The sequence below is a fragment of the Tenacibaculum sp. SSH1-16 genome, assembly GCF_040104435.1.
GTDB classification, from domain to species: domain Bacteria; phylum Bacteroidota; class Bacteroidia; order Flavobacteriales; family Flavobacteriaceae; genus Polaribacter; species Polaribacter mesophilus.
In genome coordinates this window covers 422778-444780 of sequence record NZ_JBECOV010000002.1, presented here as the reverse complement: position 1 = coordinate 444780, position 22003 = coordinate 422778, and the positions used below count along the sequence as shown (strand labels likewise).

The 22003-nt window shown below is 31.2% G+C and carries 22 protein-coding genes; 11 read left to right on the top strand and 11 right to left on the bottom strand.

Annotated features, from left to right (window positions below; genetic code table 11):
• Positions 1–12: 12 nt before the first annotated feature.
• Positions 13–1329, bottom strand: coding sequence for a pitrilysin family protein (locus tag ABMY20_RS04680; protein ID WP_073182303.1), 1317 nt, complete (start codon positions 1327–1329; stop codon positions 13–15).
• A 206-nt stretch (positions 1330–1535) separates the two neighbouring features.
• Here ABMY20_RS04680 and rplU point away from each other — a divergent pair, with 206 nt between their 5' ends.
• The 4 genes from rplU (at position 1536) to ABMY20_RS04660 (ending at position 5342) form a co-directional block, all read left to right on the top strand.
• Positions 1536–2021: a 50S ribosomal protein L21 gene (rplU, locus tag ABMY20_RS04675; protein ID WP_047787976.1), complete on the top strand. Its 486-nt coding sequence runs from the start codon at positions 1536–1538 to the stop codon at positions 2019–2021.
• A gap of 22 nt (positions 2022–2043) precedes the next feature.
• Positions 2044–2304 carry a 50S ribosomal protein L27 gene (gene rpmA, locus ABMY20_RS04670; protein WP_028891690.1) on the top strand — a complete coding sequence of 87 codons (261 nt, stop codon included), beginning with the start codon at positions 2044–2046 and terminating at the stop codon, positions 2302–2304.
• Between the two features lie 377 nt (positions 2305–2681).
• Complete coding sequence (locus tag ABMY20_RS04665; protein ID WP_253055637.1) at positions 2682–3419, top strand: LytTR family DNA-binding domain-containing protein; 738 nt, start codon at positions 2682–2684, stop codon at positions 3417–3419.
• Positions 3420–5342 carry a tetratricopeptide repeat protein gene (locus tag ABMY20_RS04660; protein ID WP_239178265.1) on the top strand — a complete coding sequence of 641 codons (1923 nt, stop codon included), beginning with the start codon at positions 3420–3422 and terminating at the stop codon, positions 5340–5342.
• Here ABMY20_RS04660 and dinB read toward each other — a convergent pair.
• The 4 genes from dinB to ABMY20_RS04640 all read right to left on the bottom strand — a co-directional run bounded on the left by dinB (position 5339) and on the right by ABMY20_RS04640 (position 9003).
• Positions 5339–6421, bottom strand: coding sequence for a DNA polymerase IV (dinB, locus tag ABMY20_RS04655; protein ID WP_125343853.1), 1083 nt, complete (start codon positions 6419–6421; stop codon positions 5339–5341). The two genes, ABMY20_RS04660 and dinB, sit on opposite strands and share 4 nt — an antisense overlap.
• Before the next feature lie 73 nt (positions 6422–6494).
• Positions 6495–6725 carry a ferredoxin gene (locus ABMY20_RS04650; RefSeq protein ID WP_073182300.1) on the bottom strand — a complete coding sequence of 77 codons (231 nt, stop codon included), beginning with the start codon at positions 6723–6725 and terminating at the stop codon, positions 6495–6497.
• Positions 6725–7972: a peptidase U32 family protein gene (locus ABMY20_RS04645; protein WP_159611114.1), complete on the bottom strand. Its 1248-nt coding sequence runs from the start codon at positions 7970–7972 to the stop codon at positions 6725–6727. The genes ABMY20_RS04650 and ABMY20_RS04645 overlap by 1 nt, the downstream gene beginning before the upstream one ends.
• Positions 7972–9003 carry a rhodanese-related sulfurtransferase gene (locus tag ABMY20_RS04640; protein WP_073182298.1) on the bottom strand — a complete coding sequence of 344 codons (1032 nt, stop codon included), beginning with the start codon at positions 9001–9003 and terminating at the stop codon, positions 7972–7974. Before ABMY20_RS04640 ends, ABMY20_RS04645 begins: the two co-directional genes overlap by 1 nt.
• Before the next feature lie 225 nt (positions 9004–9228).
• Here ABMY20_RS04640 and ABMY20_RS04635 point away from each other — a divergent pair, with 225 nt between their 5' ends.
• Together ABMY20_RS04635 and ABMY20_RS04630 are read left to right on the top strand one after the other, a co-directional pair.
• Complete coding sequence (locus tag ABMY20_RS04635) at positions 9229–10236, top strand: aspartate-semialdehyde dehydrogenase (protein ID WP_349264752.1); 1008 nt, start codon at positions 9229–9231, stop codon at positions 10234–10236.
• Positions 10237–10302: 66 nt separating this feature from the next.
• Positions 10303–10956, top strand: a complete 654-nt coding sequence (locus ABMY20_RS04630) for an HD domain-containing protein (protein WP_047787968.1) — start codon at positions 10303–10305, stop codon at positions 10954–10956.
• Between the two features lie 199 nt (positions 10957–11155).
• Here the strand turns inward: ABMY20_RS04630 and ABMY20_RS04625 are convergent, their stop codons facing one another.
• Genes ABMY20_RS04625 through ABMY20_RS04610 form a run of 4 tightly spaced genes read right to left on the bottom strand, consistent with a single transcriptional unit; the run spans position 11156 to position 15033 of the window.
• The gene (locus ABMY20_RS04625) at positions 11156–11938 is read right to left on the bottom strand and encodes an enoyl-CoA hydratase-related protein (RefSeq protein WP_073182295.1); all 783 of its coding nucleotides are present in this window, start codon (positions 11936–11938) and stop codon (positions 11156–11158) included.
• A 7-nt stretch (positions 11939–11945) separates the two neighbouring features.
• On the bottom strand, positions 11946–13358 hold the full coding sequence (locus tag ABMY20_RS04620) for an ATP-binding protein (RefSeq protein ID WP_073182294.1): 1413 nt from the start codon (positions 13356–13358) through the stop codon (positions 11946–11948).
• Positions 13359–13408: 50 nt separating this feature from the next.
• Positions 13409–13879 (bottom strand): hypothetical protein, encoded by a 471-nt coding sequence (locus ABMY20_RS04615; protein ID WP_349264751.1) that lies wholly within the window; start codon positions 13877–13879, stop codon positions 13409–13411.
• A gap of 2 nt (positions 13880–13881) precedes the next feature.
• Positions 13882–15033 carry a DNA polymerase III subunit delta' gene (locus tag ABMY20_RS04610; RefSeq protein WP_047787964.1) on the bottom strand — a complete coding sequence of 384 codons (1152 nt, stop codon included), beginning with the start codon at positions 15031–15033 and terminating at the stop codon, positions 13882–13884.
• Positions 15034–15152: 119 nt separating this feature from the next.
• Here ABMY20_RS04610 and ABMY20_RS04605 point away from each other — a divergent pair, with 119 nt between their 5' ends.
• From ABMY20_RS04605 to ABMY20_RS04595, 3 genes are all read left to right on the top strand, one after another.
• Positions 15153–15377 carry a FeoA family protein gene (locus ABMY20_RS04605; protein ID WP_047787963.1) on the top strand — a complete coding sequence of 75 codons (225 nt, stop codon included), beginning with the start codon at positions 15153–15155 and terminating at the stop codon, positions 15375–15377.
• Positions 15378–15380: 3 nt separating this feature from the next.
• Entirely contained in the window at positions 15381–17486 is a 2106-nt protein-coding gene (gene feoB, locus ABMY20_RS04600; RefSeq protein WP_349264750.1) for a ferrous iron transport protein B, read from the top strand.
• A gap of 218 nt (positions 17487–17704) precedes the next feature.
• Entirely contained in the window at positions 17705–18208 is a 504-nt protein-coding gene (locus ABMY20_RS04595) for a DUF3575 domain-containing protein (protein ID WP_047787961.1), read from the top strand.
• A gap of 80 nt (positions 18209–18288) precedes the next feature.
• Here ABMY20_RS04595 and brnQ read toward each other — a convergent pair whose 3' ends face one another.
• Positions 18289–19575 (bottom strand): branched-chain amino acid transport system II carrier protein, encoded by a 1287-nt coding sequence (gene brnQ, locus ABMY20_RS04590; RefSeq protein ID WP_349264749.1) that lies wholly within the window; start codon positions 19573–19575, stop codon positions 18289–18291.
• A 39-nt stretch (positions 19576–19614) separates the two neighbouring features.
• Here brnQ and ABMY20_RS04585 point away from each other — a divergent pair, with 39 nt between their 5' ends.
• Both ABMY20_RS04585 and upp read left to right on the top strand, forming a co-directional pair.
• A complete protein-coding gene (locus ABMY20_RS04585; protein ID WP_349264748.1) occupies positions 19615–20388 on the top strand; it encodes an alpha/beta hydrolase in 774 nt (257 codons plus the stop codon).
• A 42-nt stretch (positions 20389–20430) separates the two neighbouring features.
• Positions 20431–21084, top strand: coding sequence for a uracil phosphoribosyltransferase (upp, locus tag ABMY20_RS04580; RefSeq protein ID WP_167712708.1), 654 nt, complete (start codon positions 20431–20433; stop codon positions 21082–21084).
• A 1-nt stretch (position 21085) separates the two neighbouring features.
• Here upp and ABMY20_RS04575 read toward each other — a convergent pair whose 3' ends face one another.
• Positions 21086–21991 carry a DUF6427 family protein gene (locus ABMY20_RS04575; protein ID WP_349264747.1) on the bottom strand — a complete coding sequence of 302 codons (906 nt, stop codon included), beginning with the start codon at positions 21989–21991 and terminating at the stop codon, positions 21086–21088.
• Between the last annotated feature and the right edge of the window lie 12 nt (positions 21992–22003).

The window sequence follows — 22003 nt, the reverse complement described above, 5'->3', positions numbered from 1 at the left end:
CTTATTACTGAATTATTTTTTTGATTCTGGCAAATATTCCATTACCAAACGTTGGTTAGTGTTTAAGTATTTTTTTGCTACGTCTCTAATTTCCTCACGTGTAATTGATCTATAAATATCAATTTCAGTATTTATTAAATTAGTATCACCATACAATACATTGTAGCGAGCTAATGAATTAGCAATACCTTCTACACTTGAGTTTGCATTCACAAAGTTGTTTTCAAATTTATTTTGTAGCTTTTGATAATCTTTTTCTGAAATTAAATTTGTTTGAAGTTTTACAACCTCTTCATCAATTTCTTTTACTAAACTTTGTAAAGAGTTATTTCCTAGCGGAAGTGCAAATAAAATATAGGTCCCATAATCTTCTTGACTTAGGTTTATTGCACCAGCCTGTAAAGCCATTTTTTTAGTATCAACTAATTTTTTATAAAGTACAGAGCTTTTTCCACCACTTAAATAAGTAGAAATCATATCTAACACTCTAGCATCTCTGGTTTTCATAGAAGGAGTTCTATAAGCAGCCATAATTGCAGGTATTTGAATGTTAGGGTCGTAAGCTTTGGCAAAAAACTCTTTTGTAATAGGGTCTTCTTTCGGAAAATTTCTTACTATATCTTTACCTCTAGGTATAGGCTCAAAATAATCTTTTATAAGTCGTTTAGCTTCTTTAAGCTCAAAATCTCCTGCAACTACCAAAGTAGCATTGTTTGGAACATAATATTTTTTATTAAATGCTAAGAATTCCTCTAAGGTAGCAGCATCTAAATGTTCCATCTTACCTATAGTAGTTCCCTTATATGGATGTTTTTTAAACATGTTTTTCTTAACATTTTCTAAAAAACGAGAGTAAGGTTGGTTGTCTACACGTAAGCGCTTCTCTTCTTTTACAACCTCATTTTGTGTATCTACACCTTCTTGACCAATAATTGGGTGTAATAAGCGTTCAGACTCCATCCATAAGCCTAATTCTAAATTATTAGAAGGAAAAACCTCGTAATAATAAGTTCTATCATCGGTAGTGTTAGCATTATTAGTACCTCCATTAGAGGAAACTATTTTAAACCACTCTCCTTTTTTTATGTTTTTTGTACCCTCAAATAATAAATGCTCAAAAAAGTGAGCCATTCCTGTCCTATTTGGTTGCTCATCTTTCGCGCCTACATGGTACATAACAGATGTTGTTACTACTGGTGCTGTATTATCTTGATGTAAAATAACATGCATTCCATTGCTTAAATCATACTCTTCAAAATCAACTTTTTGAGCATACGTAAAATGAAATGCTATAAAAGCTGAAGCTAGAGTGATAACTCTTTTTCTCATTGATTAAAGTTTAATTTTTAATATTTTCGTGTATGTGACGTGAAGTTATAGTAATTGTTACATTCAAAACAATAAAAATTAAACTTTTTTATCTTAAAAGAGTAATTTTCTGAGTAATACATTTTTTTTTGAAGTAAAAAATGTATATTTGCACCCGCATTTTTATTAAGAAAGTGTGAATAAAGTATAAACGCAAAACAAATAGTATGTACGCAATCGTAGAGATAGCAGGGCAGCAATTTAAAGTAGCAAAAGACCAAAAAGTATACGTACACCGTTTACCAGAAGCAGAAGGATCAAAAGTAACTTTTGATAATGTAATGCTTATTGAAGATAAAGGAAACGTAACTATTGGCGCCCCAGCTATAGAAGGTGCAGGAGTAACTGCAAAGATTTTAGGTCACTTAAAAGGTGATAAGGTAATCGTTTTCAAAAAGAAAAGAAGAAAAGGTTACAAAAAGAAAAATGGACACAGACAGTATTTAACTGAAATCCAAATCGAAGGAATTTCTGCATCAGGAGTTAAAAAGGCAGCAGCTAAAAAAGAAACTCCTAAAACAGAGGTTAAAGAAGAATCGACAGATTTAAGTTCAATGACTGTTGCAGAATTAAAAGCTTTAGCTAAAGAAAAAGGTATTTCAGGATACACTTCTTTAAAGAAAGCAGAATTAATTGAAGCATTAAGTAAATAATTAACTTTAAAAACTTACAAAGATGGCTCATAAGAAAGGTGTCGGTAGTTCGAAGAACGGTCGTGAATCAGAATCGAAACGATTAGGAGTAAAGATTTTTGGAGGACAGGCTGCTATTGCAGGTAACATTATTGTTCGTCAAAGAGGAACTCAACACAATCCAGGTGAAAATGTTTACATGGGAAAAGATCATACTTTACATGCTAAAGTTGATGGTGTTGTAAAATTCCAAAAGAAAAGAGATAATAAATCATACGTTTCTGTTACTCCATTTGAGGCTTAGGAAACTAACTGATTAGGATAAGATAAAAAGCTCAACTAAATTTAATTTAGTTGAGCTTTTTTTGTGCATATAAATTAAACGAACATTGAAATTTATATATAAAAAAACACCACTTTAAAGTGGTGTTTTTATAACTTAATATCATTATTGATTAATCCCCCAATTTATCAATATGATTCCCCTTGTGTATTACACTACAAATATCATATAAAAGAATCTTTTTTAGAGTAAAGGATGTATAAATGGTGTGCTTTTATGTGTAAATGGTAAAAAATATATACAGAAATCATTTAGCTTTAATTTTTTGTAACAAAAGCTATGCTTGACATTTCTTTTTTAAAATATTATCTGTTACATTTGGTACAAATGTATATAAAATGTTGAGAGCAGTTATAGTTGACGATGAACCTAAAGCAATACAAGGACTTTCTTGGGAATTGTCAACCTTTGAAAATGATATAGAAATCATAGAAACATTTACAATAGCAGAAAAAGCAATTAAATTTATTAACGAGAATACTATCGATTGTCTTTTTTTAGATATTGAAATGCCTACGATGGATGGGTTTCAATTACTAGAAAAATTAGAGAATAAAAATTTCGCTATAATCATTACTACAGCATATAATGAGTATGCTATAAAGGCTTTAAAAAACCAAGCTATAGATTATTTGCTGAAACCTATTGATTCCGATGATTTGGAAGAAACAATAGGAAGAATTAAACAACATTATAAGAATAATAATAATACTGAAAAGGTAGAAAAAATATTATCAAGTTTTAATAAAAAATTTAATAGAAGAAAGATTACCATTAATACTGATGGAAAATTAGTTTTTCTAGCTCAAGATGAGATTTTATTTGTAGAATCTGACGGTAATTATTCAACAATATATACTACAGGAACTAATAAAAAAATAGTAGTAACAAAAAAACTAAAAGAAATAAATCAATTACTCCCCGAAGATCATTTTTTTAGAATACACAACTCATATATTATTAACTTGAATAAAATAAAAGAATTTTTGAAGTCTGACGGCTATGTTGTGTTAGAAAATAACCATAAGATTCCTGTTTCTAGACAGAGAAAATCTGATTTTCTTGAGAAGTTTTAAATGAAAAAATTAATAATTACAACCTTTTTATTTTTCATTGTTTTTTTGGGTTTTTCACAAAGAGACAAAAACACAATAGATAGTTTAATTAAATTAGCTACTGAAAAAAAAATAGATAATTATTATGACTTACAGCGTCTTTTTAAACGTAAAAACTTTGAGGAAGAAGAAATAACTTTTCTTTTAAATAAAAGTAAAAAAGTAGGTTATAAATTAGGGGAAATACATGCCTATAACTTGTTAGGTAAATATTATCGAAATAATTCTTTTTTTGATAGTTCTATAAAAAGCCATATTAGAGCACTTGATTTATCAAAAGAAATTAAGGATGTAAACGCAGAAATTGTTACCTTAAATCAAATAGGCGTAGTATATCGACGACAAGATAAGATTAGGAGTGCATTGAATTATCATCAAATGGCACTGGAGTTAGCTGATAAGATTGAGTTTCCTGATGTTGATACTAAAATTAGTATTAGTATATCAAATAATAGTATTGGTAATATATACTTAGCTCTTAAACAATATCAATTAGCATTAGAAAAGTTTAAAAAATCAATTTTAATTCAAGAAAAAACAAATGATAAAAGAGGTTTAGCTATTAATCATCAAAATATAGGGCTTGCTTTCCAAAACCTTGGTGATATAGATGCTGCTTTGGAACATTATAATAAATCATTACAATATAATATTGAAAATAATTCGAGTATAGGTAAGGTAATTTGTCATACTAGTATTAGCAAGGTTTTATTATTACAGGGTAAATATAAGGAGGCATACAAATACATAAACGAAGTAGTATCTGTTTCTGAAGGTATTGGTAATCATTATTATACTTCAGATGTCTATGTTACATTTGGAAGCGTATTATTAAAATTAGATAGTTTAGATAAAGCAAAAGTATACTTAGAAGAAAGTTTAGAAGTTGCTAATAAACATAAAATTCCATCAGGAGTAAACCATTCTAATCTATATTTATCTGAATTATATGAAAAAAAGAAGAATTATGAAAAAGCATATAGCTTTTATAAAAAAGCTATAGAAGGAGAGAGAAAAACATTTAACGATAAGAACATTTTATACGTTAATAACCTTATTAATAAGTATGATAATGAAGTAAGTAATAATAAAATAAAGAGTCTAGCAAAAGAGAATGAAATAGCTAAATTAAAACTATTAAGAAATAGAAATGTTTTAATTATAGCATTAGTTTCAATAGCTTTATTAGGGGTGTTATTATACTCAATTTACAGGCAACGCTTATTGAATAATGATAAGAAAATACTAATGTTAGAGCAAGAAGCTCTAAGAATTCAAATGAATCCACACTTTGTGTTTAACGCATTAAATTCAATAAAACTATACGTTATTAATAATGAGCAGAAAAATGCTGTATATTACTTAAATAAGTTTTCAAAACTAATTCGAAGTATTTTAGAATCTTCATCTGTAAAGGAGGTAACATTAAGTGAAGAACTAAAAACAATGAATTTATATATGAGTATTGAAAATATTCGATTATCTAACGAAGTAAACTATATAGAAAAAGTAGATGAAGGTGTAAATATTGAAAGAATAAAAGTTCCACCACTTATATTGCAACCTTTCTTAGAAAATTCTATTTGGCATGGACTTTCATCTAAGAAAGGAAAAAAAGAAGTTTCGTTGTCAGTTACAAAAATATCAGACGAATTTATACAAATTGATATTGTAGATAATGGAATTGGTAGGGATGCGGCTATGAAAATTAGAAAAAACAAGTCGCTTAATCGCAGATCTATAGGTATAGATTTAACCAAAGAACGATTACGAAACTTTGCCAACGAATATGCTAATAATTATTCATTAATTTATACAGATATAATTGACAAAGAAGGAAACCCTAAAGGCACCAAAGTTTCGTTGAAAATACCAATACTTTAAAAATCAAATCGTAACTGTACCCAAACAGGTTCAGTTTTCTCTGTGTTTAAATTACTAAAAGAAATTCCTAATAACCTAACAGAGTTATTAAGTGTATCTTGGTACAATAACTCTTTTACAATAGGGTAGAACTCTTTTTTTAATTGTAGGTAATGGTTGGTAGTTTTACTACGTGTTTGTTGCGTAAAATCGCTGTATTTAATTTTAAGAGTTACGGTTTTTCCCTTAGTATTTGATTTTTTCATTCGACGTTCTAGTTCGTCAGCAATTTTATCAAGACGTTCTAACATAAAAACCTCTGAAGATAGATTTTCTCTAAAAGTAGTTTCAGCAGCGATTGATTTTCGAATTCGATTAGGTTTTACGGCTGAATTATGAATACCTCGAACAATATTGTAATAATGTACTCCCGATTTTCCAAACAACTTGGAAAGCTCTTCTAATGATTTTTGTTTTAAATCTAGGCCTGTAAAAATACCAAGGTTATGCATTTTTGCAGCGGTAACTTTACCTACTCCATAAAATTTATTCACAGGAAGTTGCTCTAAAAATTCAAGAACCTCTTCTGGATTGATAGTTTTTTGTCCATTAGGTTTATTAATGTCTGAAGCTACTTTGGCAATAAATTTATTGATGGAAATTCCTGCCGACGCTCGTAGTTCTAATTCTTCCCAAATTCGTTGTCGAATTTCTTGGGCAATCATGCTAGCCGACGGATTTCCTTTTTTGTTTTCAGTAACATCTAAATAGGCTTCGTCTAGCGATAGAGGTTCTACCAAATCGGTATAATCGTAAAATATCTTCCTAATTTTAGAAGAAATTTCTTTGTAACGATCAAATCTTGGAGGGACAAAAATGATATGCGGACATTTTTGTTTAGCCAACACACCACTCATGGCAGAACGAACTCCAAATTTTCTAGCTTCGTAACTGGCAGCAGAAACCACACCGCGAACTTCGCTACCACCAACAGCAACAGGTTTTCCTCGTAATTCAGGATTATCCAATTGCTCAACAGATGCATAGAAGGCATCCATATCCACATGAATAATTTTACGAAAAGGAGGTTGTAATTCCATTCTGTAAAAATAATAAAAGCCCTCTTAAGATTAAGAGAGCTTTATAAGATGTCTTTGTTCTTTTGGTATAAAGTTATACTTGTTTTACCTCAATAATTTTAACTGGACATGCTTTCTTGGCTTCGTATGAAGCTTCAAAAATACTATCGTCGTGTGATTTTATGGTAAAGAAACCCTTTTTCTCAGTTGAATGCAGTAAAACAGATTTTCCGTCTTTTTTAGACATTTGAAATTGTGCGGGAGCTAACTCTACACAATAATTACAACCAATACATTTATTTCTTTGTAACGTAATTACAACCATTAGTTTTTAGCAAATTCGGTTTTTACAATTTTGTATAACTTGTCTGATGGGCGAATTCTGAAATCTAGTTTCATAGTAACTTCATCACCTTTGGTAGCAGTTTGTGCTTCTTTATCGTTTACAAACATGCTTTTTAATTCCATTTCTTGAGCACCTGTAGTAGGTCCTGTGATTAGAATAGTATCGCCAATTGCTAAATCGTAGGCTTCAATCTTAAACTCCCCAACTTCTGCTTTAGGAAAATAATGCATTCCCTTTCCTAAGTATACTTTCTTTTGAGTAGCGTGTGAACCAGGTTCTTTACTCCATTCTCCTAATTTTTGCCCCAAGTAATACCCGTTCCAGAAACCACGATTGTACACTTTTTCCAATTCTTGCATCCAGCTAATCACCTTCTCTTTATCGTAAGTTCCATTATATAAACTGTCAATAGCGTCACGGTAACATTTAATCACTTTGGCAACATATTCAGGAGCACGACCACGACCTTCAATCTTCAATACTTTAATCCCAGCATCGGCAACCTGATCTAAGAAATCAATCGTACATAAATCTTTTGGAGACATGATGTACTCATTATCTAATTCCATTTCAAAACCAGATTCTTGATCAATCACTGTATATTTTTTACGGCAATTTTGTTTGCAGGCTCCTCTATTTGCAGATGAGTTGTGTGAGTGCAAGCTCATATAACATTTCCCAGAAACCGCCATACAAAGTGCTCCGTGACCAAAAATTTCAATTTCTAACAAACGACCAGAAGGTCCTTTGATTTCTTCTTTTTCAATCTGTTCAGTAATCTTTTTTACTTGACGTAAGCTTAATTCTCTACTCAATACCACAGTGTCAGCAAACATGGCATAAAACTTAACCGTTTCTATATTGGTAATGTTAATTTGAGTAGAAATGTGGACTTCCATACCTTCTGCTCTAGCCATTGCAATTACAGCTTGATCCATTGCAATTACCGCAGTAATATTAGCTTCTTTGGCTCTTTTGATTAAAGTTTTTACAATCGATAAATCATGATCATAAACAATCGTATTTAAAGTCAAATAGGTACGAACATTTTTTTCTGAACACCTACGTGATATTTCTTCTAAATCATCTAAGGTAAAATTAATAGATGCTCGAGCACGCATATTTAATTGCTCTACACCAAAATATATAGAATCACATCCATTGTCTAAAGCTGCCTGTAACGATTCAAAATTACCAGCAGGAGCCATTAACTCAATCTTTTGCATTACTTTTTAAATTTTAAAGCTTCTGAACGTCCTTTTTTAAATATCTTATTGCTTGCGTGTTTCCCTTTACGCAATTCTTTTTGCTCTTCGTATGGTAAATGAATGATGTCTTGACATTCAGGAGAACAGGTGTTTTCCATTTTCTCAGCACATTCATCACATTGAATGAATAATAAGTGACAACCTTCGTTAGCACAATTGGTATGCGTGTCGCAAGGTTTTCCACATTGATGACAATTGGCAATTACATCATCAGAAATTTTTTCAGCTCTTCGGTGATCAAAAACAAAATTCTTACCTAAAAACTTGTTTTCTAAACCTTCTGATTTTACCTGACGAGTATATTCAATAATCCCTCCTTCAAGTTGAAAAACATTTTTAAAACCTTTGTGTTTGTAGTAGGCAGAAGCTTTTTCGCATCGAATTCCACCTGTACAATACATTAATAAGTTTTTATCTTCTTTATGGTCTTTTAAATCTTCTTCAATAATATCTAACGAGTCTCTAAACGTATCAACATCTGGAGTTACTGCGCCATCAAAATGTCCAATTTCACTTTCGTAATGGTTACGCATATCTACACAAACCGTATTTGGATCTGCTAGCATTTCATTAAACTCTTTTGCATTTAAATGAACTCCTTTGTTAGTAACGTCAAAAGTGTCATCGTTTAATCCGTCAGCAACAATTTTGTTACGAACTTTTACTTTTAGTTTTAAAAACGATTTATTATCGTGCTCAATAGCTACGTTTAAACGAATTCCATTTAAAAAAGAAATACTATCTAGTTGTTTTTTTAACGCTAGAAAGTTTTCTGAGGGAACAGATATTTGAGCATTGATTCCTTCGTATGAAACATATGTTCTTCCTAAAACATCTAGTTCGTTCCATTCAAGGAATAATTTATTTCTAAATAAAGTTGGGTTTTCTATCTTATGATATTGATAGAATGAGATAGTGATACGGTCTTTACCCGCATCATCAATTAATTTAGCGCGTTCTTCTGCGCTTAACTTGTTGTACAGTTGCATGCTATACTTTTTTAAGTTAAACAAAAATGTTGTGGTTTTTCTAGAAAACGGTGCAAATGTACTGATTTTTTGAGTTTTACTGTTTAAAACAATACTATTTAAGCCTAAATGGTATATTTTTTAAATTTTAACGTATTTTTTCTAACAAAAGAGATACAACCAATTTGTTTTTTTTAAACCTTTGTAGCATACAAACAATAAATTTTATACTCAAAAATCAAAAAAATGAGAGTAGCAGTGGTAGGAGCTACCGGAATGGTAGGTAATGTAATGTTACAAGTATTAGCAGAACGTAATTTTCCAGTAACAGAATTAATTCCTGTTGCGTCAGAGCGTTCAGTAGGAAATCAAATTGAGTTTCAAGGAACAAATTATACAGTAGTAGGTTTAGAAACAGCAGTAGCTATGCAACCAGATATTGCATTGTTTTCGGCTGGTGGAGATACCTCTTTAGAATGGGCTCCTAAATTTGCTGAAGTAGGGACAACGGTAATTGATAATTCTTCAGCGTGGAGAATGGATCCAACGAAGAAATTAGTTGTTCCAGAAATTAACGGAGATGTATTAACCAGTGAAGATAAAATCATTGCAAACCCAAACTGTTCTACGATTCAATTGGTAATGGCATTAGCTCCGTTACACAAAGAGTATAAAATGAAGCGTGTGGTAATTTCAACGTATCAATCAGTTTCGGGAACTGGTGTTAAAGCGGTTCAACAATTAGACAATGAAGAAGCGGGAGTTGAAGGCGAAATGGCATATCCGCACCCTATTGGAAGAAATGCATTACCACATTGTGATGTATTTTTAGAAAATGGATATACTAAAGAAGAAATGAAGCTGGTAAAAGAACCTAAAAAGATTTTACGAGACGATTCTTTTGCAGTAACAGCTACAGCGGTTAGAATACCAACAGCAGGAGGACATTCTGAAGCTGTAAATGTTCAGTTTGAAAATGATTTTGAATTAGATAAAGTACGTAAGTTACTTACGCAAACTGAAGGTGTTATTGTACAAGATGATGTACAAAACAACGTTTATCCAATGCCTATTTTAGCAAATAATAAAGATGAGGTTTTTGTGGGTAGAATTAGAAGAGACGAATCTCAACCAAATACCTTAAATATGTGGATTGTTGCTGATAATTTACGTAAAGGAGCGGCGACCAATACAATTCAAATAGCAGAATATTTAGTGGCTAAGGGCTTAGTTAAGCCATCGGTTATTGCTTAGTTAATAAATTATAATAATACGTTTAAAATCCTGTGCTTGTAAGTACAGGATTTTTATTTTTGAAATATGAATAGAGAACAAATAATACAGAATACTATTGAGTTTGTAAAAGAGACCTTGAAAGGAGCAGAAGGAGGGCATGATTTTTTTCATATTGAACGTGTATATAAAAACGCCTTATTAATTGCAAAAAATGAAAATGTTGATAAGTTTGTAGTTTCTTTAGGGGCATTGTTGCATGATATAGCGGATAGTAAGTTTTACGATGGTGATGAAACTGTTGGTCCGCAAAAAGCAAGAACTTTTCTTGAAAGTCAACAAGTATCAGAAGAAATAATTACTCATATAGAAAAAATTATCACCAATATCTCTTTTAAAGGAGGAAACTTTAAACAAAGTTTCACTTCTCCTGAGTTAAATGTTATCCAAGATGCAGACCGATTAGATGCCATAGGAGCTGTTGGAATAGCTCGTTGTTTTAATTATGGTGGATTTAAAAATAGAGAATTGTACAATCCAGAAATTCCTCCTAATTTAAAAATGACAAAAGAAGAATATAAAAAATCAACAGCACCTACTATTAATCATTTTTATGAGAAATTATTGCTGTTAAAAGATAAAATGAATACTACAACAGGAAAAGCAATCGCGGAGCAAAGACATGCTTATATGGAAGGTTTTTTAGAACAATTCTATAAAGAATGGAATGGAATTATTTAGTATTTATTGTGTTTAGAATGTAAAATATATGTTATTTTAATAAAAATTTTATGTTAAAATTTGGATGTTGTTGAATTTAGTATATATTTGCTTCAGTTAATAACCCCCATTTTATTAATGTAATCCCCTTATTGTAAAAATAGCATCTAAGTTTTAATTTAGATGCTATTTTTTTGTAGTTGTTTCTTTAGTAAAAAAATTACTTTCCTGGAAATTCAGGTTTACGTTTTTCTAAAAAAGCAGTAGTCCCTTCTTTAAAATCTTCAGTTCCAAAACAGTTTCCAAACTCTGTAATTTCGCTTTCAAAACCATTCACACCGTCTTTAAAATTATCATTTACAGCTTTAATTGCTGCACTAATGGCAACAGAAGAGTTACGCATAATTTTTGAAGCTATTTTTTGAGCTAAAGGTAATAATTCTTCTTGCGAAGTTACATGGTTTATCAATCCAGTTTCTTTAGCTTCATCAGCAGAAATCATACCTGCTGTCATAATTAACTCCATGGCTTTTCCTTTACCTACTAATTGAGGCAAGCGTTGTGTTCCGCCATAACCAGGGATAACTCCTAAAGAAACTTCAGGTAGCCCCATTTTAGCATTGTCTGAAGCTACTCTAAAATGACAAGCCATTGCTAATTCTAGTCCGCCACCTAAAGCAAAACCATTTACAGCAGCAATAACAGGAGTTGATAAATTTTCAACAAAGTCAAATAAGATTTCCTGTCCTTTTCTTGCTAACATTCCTCCTTCTTCAACAGAGAAATGTGCAAATTCAGAGATGTCTGCCCCAGCAACAAATGCTTTTTCTCCACTACCTGTGATAATAATTACTTTAATAGTAGCGTCTTCTTCCAAGGCTTTAAAAGCATTATGAAGCTCTTCAATAGTAGCTTTGTTTAAAGCGTTTAATTTTTTTGGTCGGTTAATGGTAATAGTTGCTAATGCATTAGTTTGTTCAACTAAAATATTTTCAAAATTCATATTATGTTTATGTTTTAGGTAATATTACAGTAAAAACAGTTCCAACCCCTTTAGTTGAAGTAAAGGATATTGTACCGTCATACGCTTCAATTATATTTTTTATGATAGATAGTCCTAAGCCCATTCCACTAGTTTTAGTAGTAAATTTAGGCTCGAAAATTAACTCCTTATTTTCTTCGCTAATACCTTTTCCGTTATCAGAAACTGTTATTTTAACACTATTTCCTTCAGAAGCAACTTTAACTTCTATTTTAGGGTTTTTATCAGTGTCTTTTATTGCTTGAATTGAGTTTTTAACTAAGTTCGTGACAATTCGTATCAACTGTGTTTTGTCTAAACTGGCATACAACTCTTTTTCTTGGGGGAAATAATGTATGTAATCTTCAGTAAAAATATCTAAAGAATGTTTAACGATATCAACTACATTTAACTTTTCTCTACGTTGTGTAGGCATTTTAGCAAAATCAGAAAAAGCTGAAGCAATAGAACTCATTACATCAATTTGCTGAATAAGTGTTTCGCTGTATTCAGACATTTTTTCTTTGATATTAGGATCTTCTGGATTGAATTTTCTTTCAAAACTTTGTACTGACAAGCGCATAGGTGTTAACGGATTTTTAATCTCGTGAGCTACCTGTTTGGCCATTTCTCTCCAGGCTTGTTCTCGCTCACTTTGCGCTAGTTTTACAGCACTTTCTTCTAACTGGTCAATCATGTTGTTATAAGCGGCAACCAGCGAATTGATTTCTGAACTAGCAGAGTTTAAAGTAATTTTTTCGTTACGCTTATTTAAACGGGTCTCGTTTATTTTTTGCGAGATAGTTTGAATGGATCTAGTAATATAAGTTGATAAAAAGTAAGCTAAAACAATGGCAATAATGAGCATTAGCAAATAAACTAATGATAGACGAGAAATAAACTCTCGTAGTTCATGTTTTTGCTCTTCATTATCTTGTGCAATTTGTAATTCTAAAATTCCAATCCTTTTAAAACGAGGGTCGTTTAAGTAAGTGTATGAAGATTGGTAAGTGATACCTTTTTCAGTTCTACTTTTTAAAATTTTATGATTTGAGTTGTTGGCTAAATCTTTAACAGTTTCATTAGGAAGATCTTGTCCTTCTTTTTTATCAAAATTATAAGGAATGGAAGATTTTAGCAACTTTCCATCCATATCATACATAGAAATTGTAAGTTTATGAACGTATGCTATATCGTAAATTCTATCTTGAAAAATTTTAGCTAAATTCTCAGTAGTTACTGGATATGTGGTTCTGCGTTTGAGTTCTATTTCAATGTCTTGTTTTGTAGAAAACTCTTTACGTTCAAAACGTGCAGTATTATAATCTTTTGTCTGCTCATCGTATTGGTATATGGTAACCATTACAATTAAAATTGATGCCAATAGCACTAAAAGTATCATTGACAGAAAAATTCTAATTCGAAGTGATATGTTATTGAAAATACGCAATTTTATAATTCAATTTTTTTAGTTCTCATAAGCAAAGTGTCATCTGTTTCTCCATCATTATCCCAGTCATAAGTGGAGGTAGCGCTAAAACCATTGCTAGTTTGTGTAATTTTATACCAAGCCTGTACTTGCTTTCCTAAATACGGATAATCAACAAATAAACTATCTCCACTAGTTTTCCATTTACCGTTAGTTTCACCAACTTTTTTCCCATCGGCTTGTATAAACCATGCAGAAAAAGTACCATCGCTGTTATAGGTAGATTGTGCTTTTCCTGAATTAGGTTTACTAAAATCGTCTTCAAAAACAGAAGTGCTATCGGTTTCGTTGGCAGTTAAATATTCAATTTTCAAATATGTTGTTTCCCAATTTCCAACCAAATATTCTTGTAATAGCGGTCCTTTTTTTTCTTGTTTACAAGCAACAAAAAGTATTCCGAAAATAAGTGCGGTAATTATGTGTTTTGTTTTCATGATTAAGATTGGATTTTTTCTTCTTTGGTGTGTAGAAGACGCGTTAGTTTAATAGATAAATCTAACAAAATAATTTTAGCATTTCCGTTTCTTTCAATATGATACTGTGCGTCACTTACTTCTTTTTCTATGATTAAGATATTAGCACTATGAATAAACGGAGCAAATTTTGCGAGTTCGAAGTTTGCAGACTGAGTTTCTAAAAAAACTAAATCTGGCGTTCCGTAATTTAGAAGTAAAGCTTGCCTAAAAAATTGCAAACAATATTGTAAGAATTGTTTTTGAGTTTCTCTACCAGATTTAGCAATTTCTTCAGACCAACCAATTAAATCTTGAATAACAGCGGCATTTCCTTTGGCTCTAAATGCAGCCCTAATCCAAGTAATAAACCATTGTTCAAAAACTAAATCGTTTGAATTGTTGTTTAAAATGTGTAGAGCCTTGTTATAATTCCCTTCTGATTGATGAGCAATCTTTATTGCTTCGTTCTCTGATATTTCTTTTTGTTGTGTTAGAGCATTGGCTATGTCACTTTCACTTAGTGCTGGGAAGTGCAATGCCTGACATCGAGATTTTATGGTATTAATAATTTGCTCTTCATCTTCAGTAATAAGGATGAAAATAGTTTTACTAGGTGGCTCTTCAATCAGTTTTAATAATTTGTTAGAGGCGGCAATGTTCATCTTTTCTGCCATCCAAATAATCATTACTTTAAAACCACCTTCGTATGATTTTAACTGTAATTTTTTTACAATGTCTTCCGCTTCATCAACACCAATTTGTCCTTGTTTATTTTCAACACCAATATGTTGTAACCAATTAAACAAACTTCCATAAGGTTGCTCCTCTATAAAAGACCTCCAATCATCTAAAAATAAATTACTAACTGGGTGCTTTTTAACAGAATCATTTGTAGTTACAGGAAACGCAAAATGTAAATCAGGGTGTTGTAGTTTGCTACATTTAATATTACAAGCTTCTATATTGTCGGAGAAGTTACATAATAAGAATTGAGCGTAGGCAATTGCCATTGGTAAAGTACCACTACCTTCTTTACCAACAAAGAGTTGTGCATGCGGAATTCTGTTATTTTCAGCCGATTGCTGTAGGTGGTTTTTTATATGTTCTTGCCCAAGAATATCGTCGAAAGTCATACTACAAATATAAGACATCAAATAGAGAGAGCAACCTATTAAATAAATCATAATATTGTGTTGGTATACTGTTTAGAACGATTCTATTTTAGTATATTTGCAAGCTAAAAATATATCTTTTGAGTACTATCGCATCGTTACATTTAGGGGAAAAAGGAATTATATCTGAAGAGTGCTTGGATAAAATTCCGTTGAAATTATTAGAAATGGGGTGTTTACCCGGAAGTGAAGTAGAGTTGCTTCAAATAGCTCCATTAAAAGACCCAATGTATATATGTGTAAACGGAAGTCATTTAGCGATTCGAAAAGAAACAGCTTGTCAAATTTCAATTATAAAACTATAGCTGATGAGTAATCGTATTAATGTAGCCTTAATTGGAAATCCTAATACAGGTAAAACATCATTGTTTAATCAGTTAACAGGGTTAAACCAAAAAGTAGGAAATTACCCTGGTGTTACGGTTGACAAAAAACAAGGAGTTTGTAAATTGCCTAATGATAAAAATGCAACGATTACTGATTTACCTGGTACTTATAGTATTAATCCCACCTCTATAGATGAAAGCATTGTTTTAAAAACTTTGATGACTACGCATCAAGAAGAAAAACCAGATGTAATTGTTGTAGTTGCTGATATTGAAAATTTAAAAAGAAACTTATTACTCTTTTCGCAAATTCAAGATTTAGAAGTTCCGACGATTTTAGCGTTAAACATGGCTGATCAACTAAAGCGAAAAGGGATTTCTATAGATGTGCCAGCCTTAGAAAAAGAACTACATACCAAAGTAGTATTAATGTCGGCAAGGACTAACGAGGGAGTTGATGACTTAAAAAAAGAAGTAGCTAATTATAATTCGTTAAAAGTACACTCAACTTTCAACGAATTATCTCAAAAGATAGATAGTGCTTACTTTGAAAAGTTAGCTAAAGTAAGTAATGAATTTACAGCTTATGAGTTGTGGATGATGCTTACAAAAAATCATAAACCATTACTTTCTTCCTCAGAAAAAGAAGCAATAAAAGAATTTGAAGGAGAAATTACAAAGCAAAAAAAGTATCAACATAAAGAAACTATATATAGATATCAGCAAATAAATGCTGTTTTAAATAAAACCTACAAGGTAGATGCCTCTAAAGCTACGGATGTACGTAGTAAACTAGATAGAGTTTTTACTCATAAAATATTTGGGTATGTTATTTTCTTTGGATTGTTATTATTGATATTTCAATCTATTTTCGATTGGGCTTCTACTCCCATGGATCTTATTGATGGTTTATTTGCTGATATCGCAGAGTTTACTAAAGCGCAACTACCTGCAGGAATGTTCACCGATTTATTAACTGACGGAATTATTCCTGGAGTAGGTGGTGTAGTAATCTTTATACCTCAAATAGCTATTTTATTCTTGTTTATATCTATTCTTGAAGAAACAGGTTATATGAGTAGAGTAGTATTTTTAATGGATAAAATTATGCGTCGCTTTGGAATGAGTGGTAAAAGTGTAATTCCATTAATTTCAGGTACTGCATGTGCTATTCCAGCAATTATGGCAACTAGAACTATTGCTAGTTGGAAAGAACGATTAATCACTATTTTGGTAACACCCTTTACAACCTGTTCAGCACGATTACCGGTGTATGCAATTTTAATAGCATTAATTATTCCTGATACTAAGTTGTTTGGTTTTTTAAGTTTACAAGGGTTTACTTTATTAGCATTATATATTTTAGGTTTTGCTGCAGCAATTATCGCAGCATATATTTTGCATAAAACATTGAAAATAAAAAACAACTCACTTTTTGTGGTTGAAATGCCTAATTATAAGATACCATCAGTAAAAAATGTGTTTTTTGATGTCTTAGATAAAACAAAAGCATTTGTTTTTGGAGCAGGAAAAATCATTTTAGCAATTTCAATAGTACTTTGGTTTTTAGCGTCTCATGGACCATCATCTTATGAAAATGCTGAGAAAAGTGTTATAGAGAATACTGCAAATAAAAATCTTTCAGAAGAAGATTTAGCTAAAAAAATAGCATCTGCTAAGTTGGCAAACTCATATATAGGAATTGCAGGAAAAACAATAGAACCAGTTGTTAAACCATTAGGTTATGACTGGAAAATAGGTATTGGACTAATTAGTTCTTTTGCAGCAAGAGAAGTGTTTATAGGAACATTAGCTACTATCTATAGCGTAGAAGACGATGGAGAAGATACAACGACTATAAAACAAAAAATGAGGTCAGAAATAAACCCGGAAACAGGAGAAAAAAGATTCAACTTTGCTACGGGAATTTCTTTATTGTTATTTTATGCGTTTGCAATGCAATGTATGGCAACACTAGCAATAGTAAAAAGGGAAACAAAAAGTTGGAAGTGGCCAATGGTTCAACTAGCAAGTATGGGAGTTTTGGCTTATTTATCAGCATTTATAGCCTATCAATTTTTAAGTTAATGCAAGAAGTTTTAACATATCTAGTCGTTTGTGGAGCCGTTATTTTTTTAGTGAAAAAGTTCTTTTTTAAGCCTAAAAAAAATAGCAGCTGTGATACAAATTGTAACTGTTCTTAAGCAAGAAATGATAAATAACCAAACTGTTTTTTTACAAAAGATGTATGTTTGTGGTATCATCCTTGTAGGAAGTAGATAAATTATAATTAGTAAAAAACTAAAATGAAAAAAATAGTATTAGCAGCTGTAGTTTTTGTCAGTTCTCTCACGTATGCACAGCAAGAGGTAAAAGTAGATTTACTAGACGCATTGGCTTTTAAAACGTTAGAGGTGTCTTATGAGTATTATACAACTGATCGTTCTTCGGTTGGTATTTCAGCTTTGTTTAACTTTGAAAAAAAATCAGCAGATTTTAGATACAATGAAGAACGAATGTTTACTCCTTTTTTTCGTCATTACTTTACAAACAATAGCAATTGGAACTATTTTGGAGAAGTTTTTATGGGAATAAATACAGGAGAAAGAAAAGTTGAAGTTCAAGGGAGTACAATAAAAAAATATAAGGAATATACTGACGGAGCTTTAGGTTTAGCCTTTGGTTCAAAATACGTATCGTCTGGAGGATTTGTACTTGATGTATATGGAGGTTTGGGTAGAAACCTGTTTACTTCAGAAGCTCGTTCAATTGTGCCAAGAGTAGGAATAAATTTAGGGTATCGTTTTTAATATACTCAACTCAAATAAAAACAAAAAGCTCGTAATCACGAGCTTTTTGTTTTTATATAATATATCATTCATTAAGTAACTTATTCAGTTGGAATTTGCTTTTTGCTTTTAATCAAATTAGCAAAAACAAAACTCAATATAGCAGGTAATACCCACCCTAAATTATGATTAGCAAAGGGAATGTTGTTTTTTATTTCAACTAAGTAATTAGGATTGATAATAAAGCCTAAAAAATCTGGAATGCTAAATAAAAAGGTTACCGCTACTACACTTTTAAAAACTAAAATTGAGGTGTATTTTTCAGGAAGTACATTTAGTACAATTAAAACAATAGTAATAGGATAAATAAACATCAAAGCAGGTAGTGCAATATTGATAATATATTTCACATCAAATTGACCAACAGCAATTCCTAGTAAACAGCTAATAATAGCAGTAATTGTAAAGACCTTTTGAGAGTTATTGCTAATTCCTTTAAAATAATCGGCAGTTCCAGTAATAATTCCAACCGCTGTTGTAAAACAAGCCAAAGCAACTAAAACACTAAGAAAAACACTTCCAATATTTCCTAAAGTTTGATTGCTCAGAGAGTTTAAGATTTCTGTTCTATTAGCACTTTCAGAAAAGGTAGAACTAAATAAAACTCCATTATAAATAAGGCCAGCATAAATAATTAATAAGCCTATACCAGCAATAAAACCTGCTTTGGTAATAAGCTCTTTTTTCTCTTCAAAAGTTGTATTCGTATTAAAATTCATTGAAATGACTAAGACACCACCAACAACTATGGAAGCAATGGCATCAAAAGTTTGATATCCTTCTAACAAACCATCAACAAATGGAGCTTTAAGGGTAGTTGGAGCAATCATATCAGGGGCTATAAAAAAACCAACGAAAATAATAGCTAATAAAATGATTATAATAAGAGGTGTTAAAAACTTGCCTAGTAGGTTTAGTACTTTTGACCGGTTCATGGTAAAAAGAAAAACAAGTCCGAAATAAATTGTACTAGTAACTAAAGAACTACTGTTGCTAAAGTAAGGAGCAATGGCCATTTCATGAGTAACCGAAGCAGTTCTAGGTGCAGGTAAAGCAATACAAATAGTGTATACAACAAAGCAATATATAAGACTAAAAATTGGAGAGACTTTTTTGCCAAAATCATACATAGTACCCTGTAGTTTGGCATGGGCTAAAATACCTATCATAGGAATAATAACAGCAGTAATAAAAAAGCCAATAGTTACCCAAAACCATAAGCTTCCAGCATTTTTTCCTAAAAATGGAGGTAAAATTAAATTACCAGCTCCAAAAAACATTGAAAATAAAGCAAATCCGTTTATAAATATCTCCTTAGTTTTGTGCATTGCTTAACAAATTAGTAAGCGACGAATATACATTAAAAAATGATTGCAAAATTTAAGGAAACCACTGTTTTTTATACAGATACTGGCAAGGGAAGTAGTATTGTTTTATTACACGGGTTTTTAGAAAATAGGACTATGTGGAATGAGGTGGTTGATGAGTTATCCAGAAAAAATCGCGTGATTTGTATTGACTTATTAGGGCATGGAAAAACAGGATGTGTTGGGTATATTCATACGATGGAAGAAATGGCAGAAGCAGTAAAATCTGTTTTAAGAGAATTAAAAATTCGTCGAGCTACCTTTATTGGACATTCCATGGGGGGATATGTTGCTTTGGCATTTACAGAAAAATATCAAAAAAATGTAAAAGGAATTTGTTTGATGAACTCTACCTCTCAAGCAGATAGTGAAGAACGAAAGAAATTACGACTCAGAGCTGTTGAAATGGCTAAGGAAAATTACGAAACATTGGTAAAAATGTCAATTAGCAACTTGTTTGCAGAGAATATGCGTTTACAGTTATCCGAAGAAATAGAAAAAATAAGAGAAGAAGCCTTAAAAACTCCAGTTAGAGGGTATATTGCAGCAACAGAGGGAATGCGTTTGCGAGAAAACAAGGAAGTTGTTTTACAAACAATAGAAAAGAGATTGATGATAGCAGGGAAAAATGACCCAATATTAAATTATACTACTGTTGAAGAAGAAGCAAAGAGAACTAATACCTCATTAATTGCAATACCAAACGGACATATGAGTTATGTTGAAGCAAAAGAAGAACTACTAAAAGCATTAAGCAACTTTATAAAAGCTTGATAAAATCTGTTACTTTTGTAGCGTACAAAAAGAATACACCTCATGAAAACTCATCATTTAGCCAAACAAAATTCTATTCTCAATAAATTCCTAGCTGAACTCAGAGACACATCAGTTCAAAAAGATTCAATGCGTTTTCGTAGAAATATCGAACGAATAGGTGAAGTGATAGGATACGAGTTAAGTAAAGAGTTACACTATAAGGTTAAAGAAATAACAACGCCATTAGGAACAAAAAAGGTAGAATTGCCAGAAAATGATATAGTATTGTGTTCTATTCTTAGAGCAGGGTTACCACTACACAATGGAGTTTTAAACTATTTTGATGATGCAGAGAATGCATTTATATCAGCATATCGCCATCACCCAAACAATGACGAAGAGTTTGAAATCGTGGTAGGGTATTTTGCTTCGCCTTCAATAGATGGAAAAACATTATTACTTATAGATCCTATGTTGGCAACAGGCCGTTCAATGGTTGAGGTTTATGAGGGCATAAAAAAGTATGGAACGCCAAAAGAAATAATAATAGCTTCGGTTATTGGTTCAGTTCAAGGTGTAGAATATGTAGCTAAACACTTACCAGAGAGTACTACTTTATGGATTGGTGATATTGATGAAAAACTAAATGATAAAGGCTATATAGTGCCAGGTTTAGGAGATGCAGGTGATTTAGCTTATGGAGCAAAAATGTAGTTTATGCAATAGCACTCATTGTAAAAGACACTATTAAGAATAAGAGAATAATAACATCAGCATACCATTTTTTTTGAAAAAACTCAATTCCATTAGCTAAAATAACAGAAACAGGGAATAATACATATAAAAACTCACTTCCAGAACCGTCTTGAACTAAAAGTAAAATAGCTGTAGTGATTACAAGATGAGTAAGAATTAATATCCAGTTTTTTCTAAATTTATTTTTAATAGCAAGTGCCTTTGGGCTTTTTAAAAAAATAGAAGCTATTAAAAAAAAGCTTATGAAAAGAATAGGGAACAAATACTTTTCATGAGAATAAAAGCTTAAATCAGGGTAAAAATCCCAATCAAAAAGTAACCAAAATTTTTCAAGGTTATCATACCAAAAATAGTAGGTGAAGTATAAAAAAGCAGGAGAGCAAAAAGCAATTATAGGAGTTAATAATGTTTGATAAGTAAATCGTTGATGCAAAAATATAGATAGGTAAAGTAATATTAATAATAAAGGAGCATAAGGTTCTATTAAAAACGATACCCCAAGCCACAAACCACCATCAAACAATTTATGTAGCATGTTTTTTGAAGACTGTAAACTGTATACTTTTCGTAAAAAAAGAAGTATAGTTAAGTTAGCATAAAAAGTTTTATTTATCTGTATAGTATCAGGAAAAAAACCTATTAGTATTACAAAAAACAAAAAAGCAAAAGAATTATCATAAGTCAATAAATTCTTGGCAAGAATAAAGTTGTATACAGAAAAAACAACTAAAAACCAACCAAGTTCTTTAATTAAATTAAAAGATAATTGCTTAGAAAAAATACTTAAAACAAAATACCCTAAAAACAGTACAAACAGTACAATAAAATTTATAGGCTTAGATTTACCGAAAAAATTGGCTAACATTGTTTCTTTTTA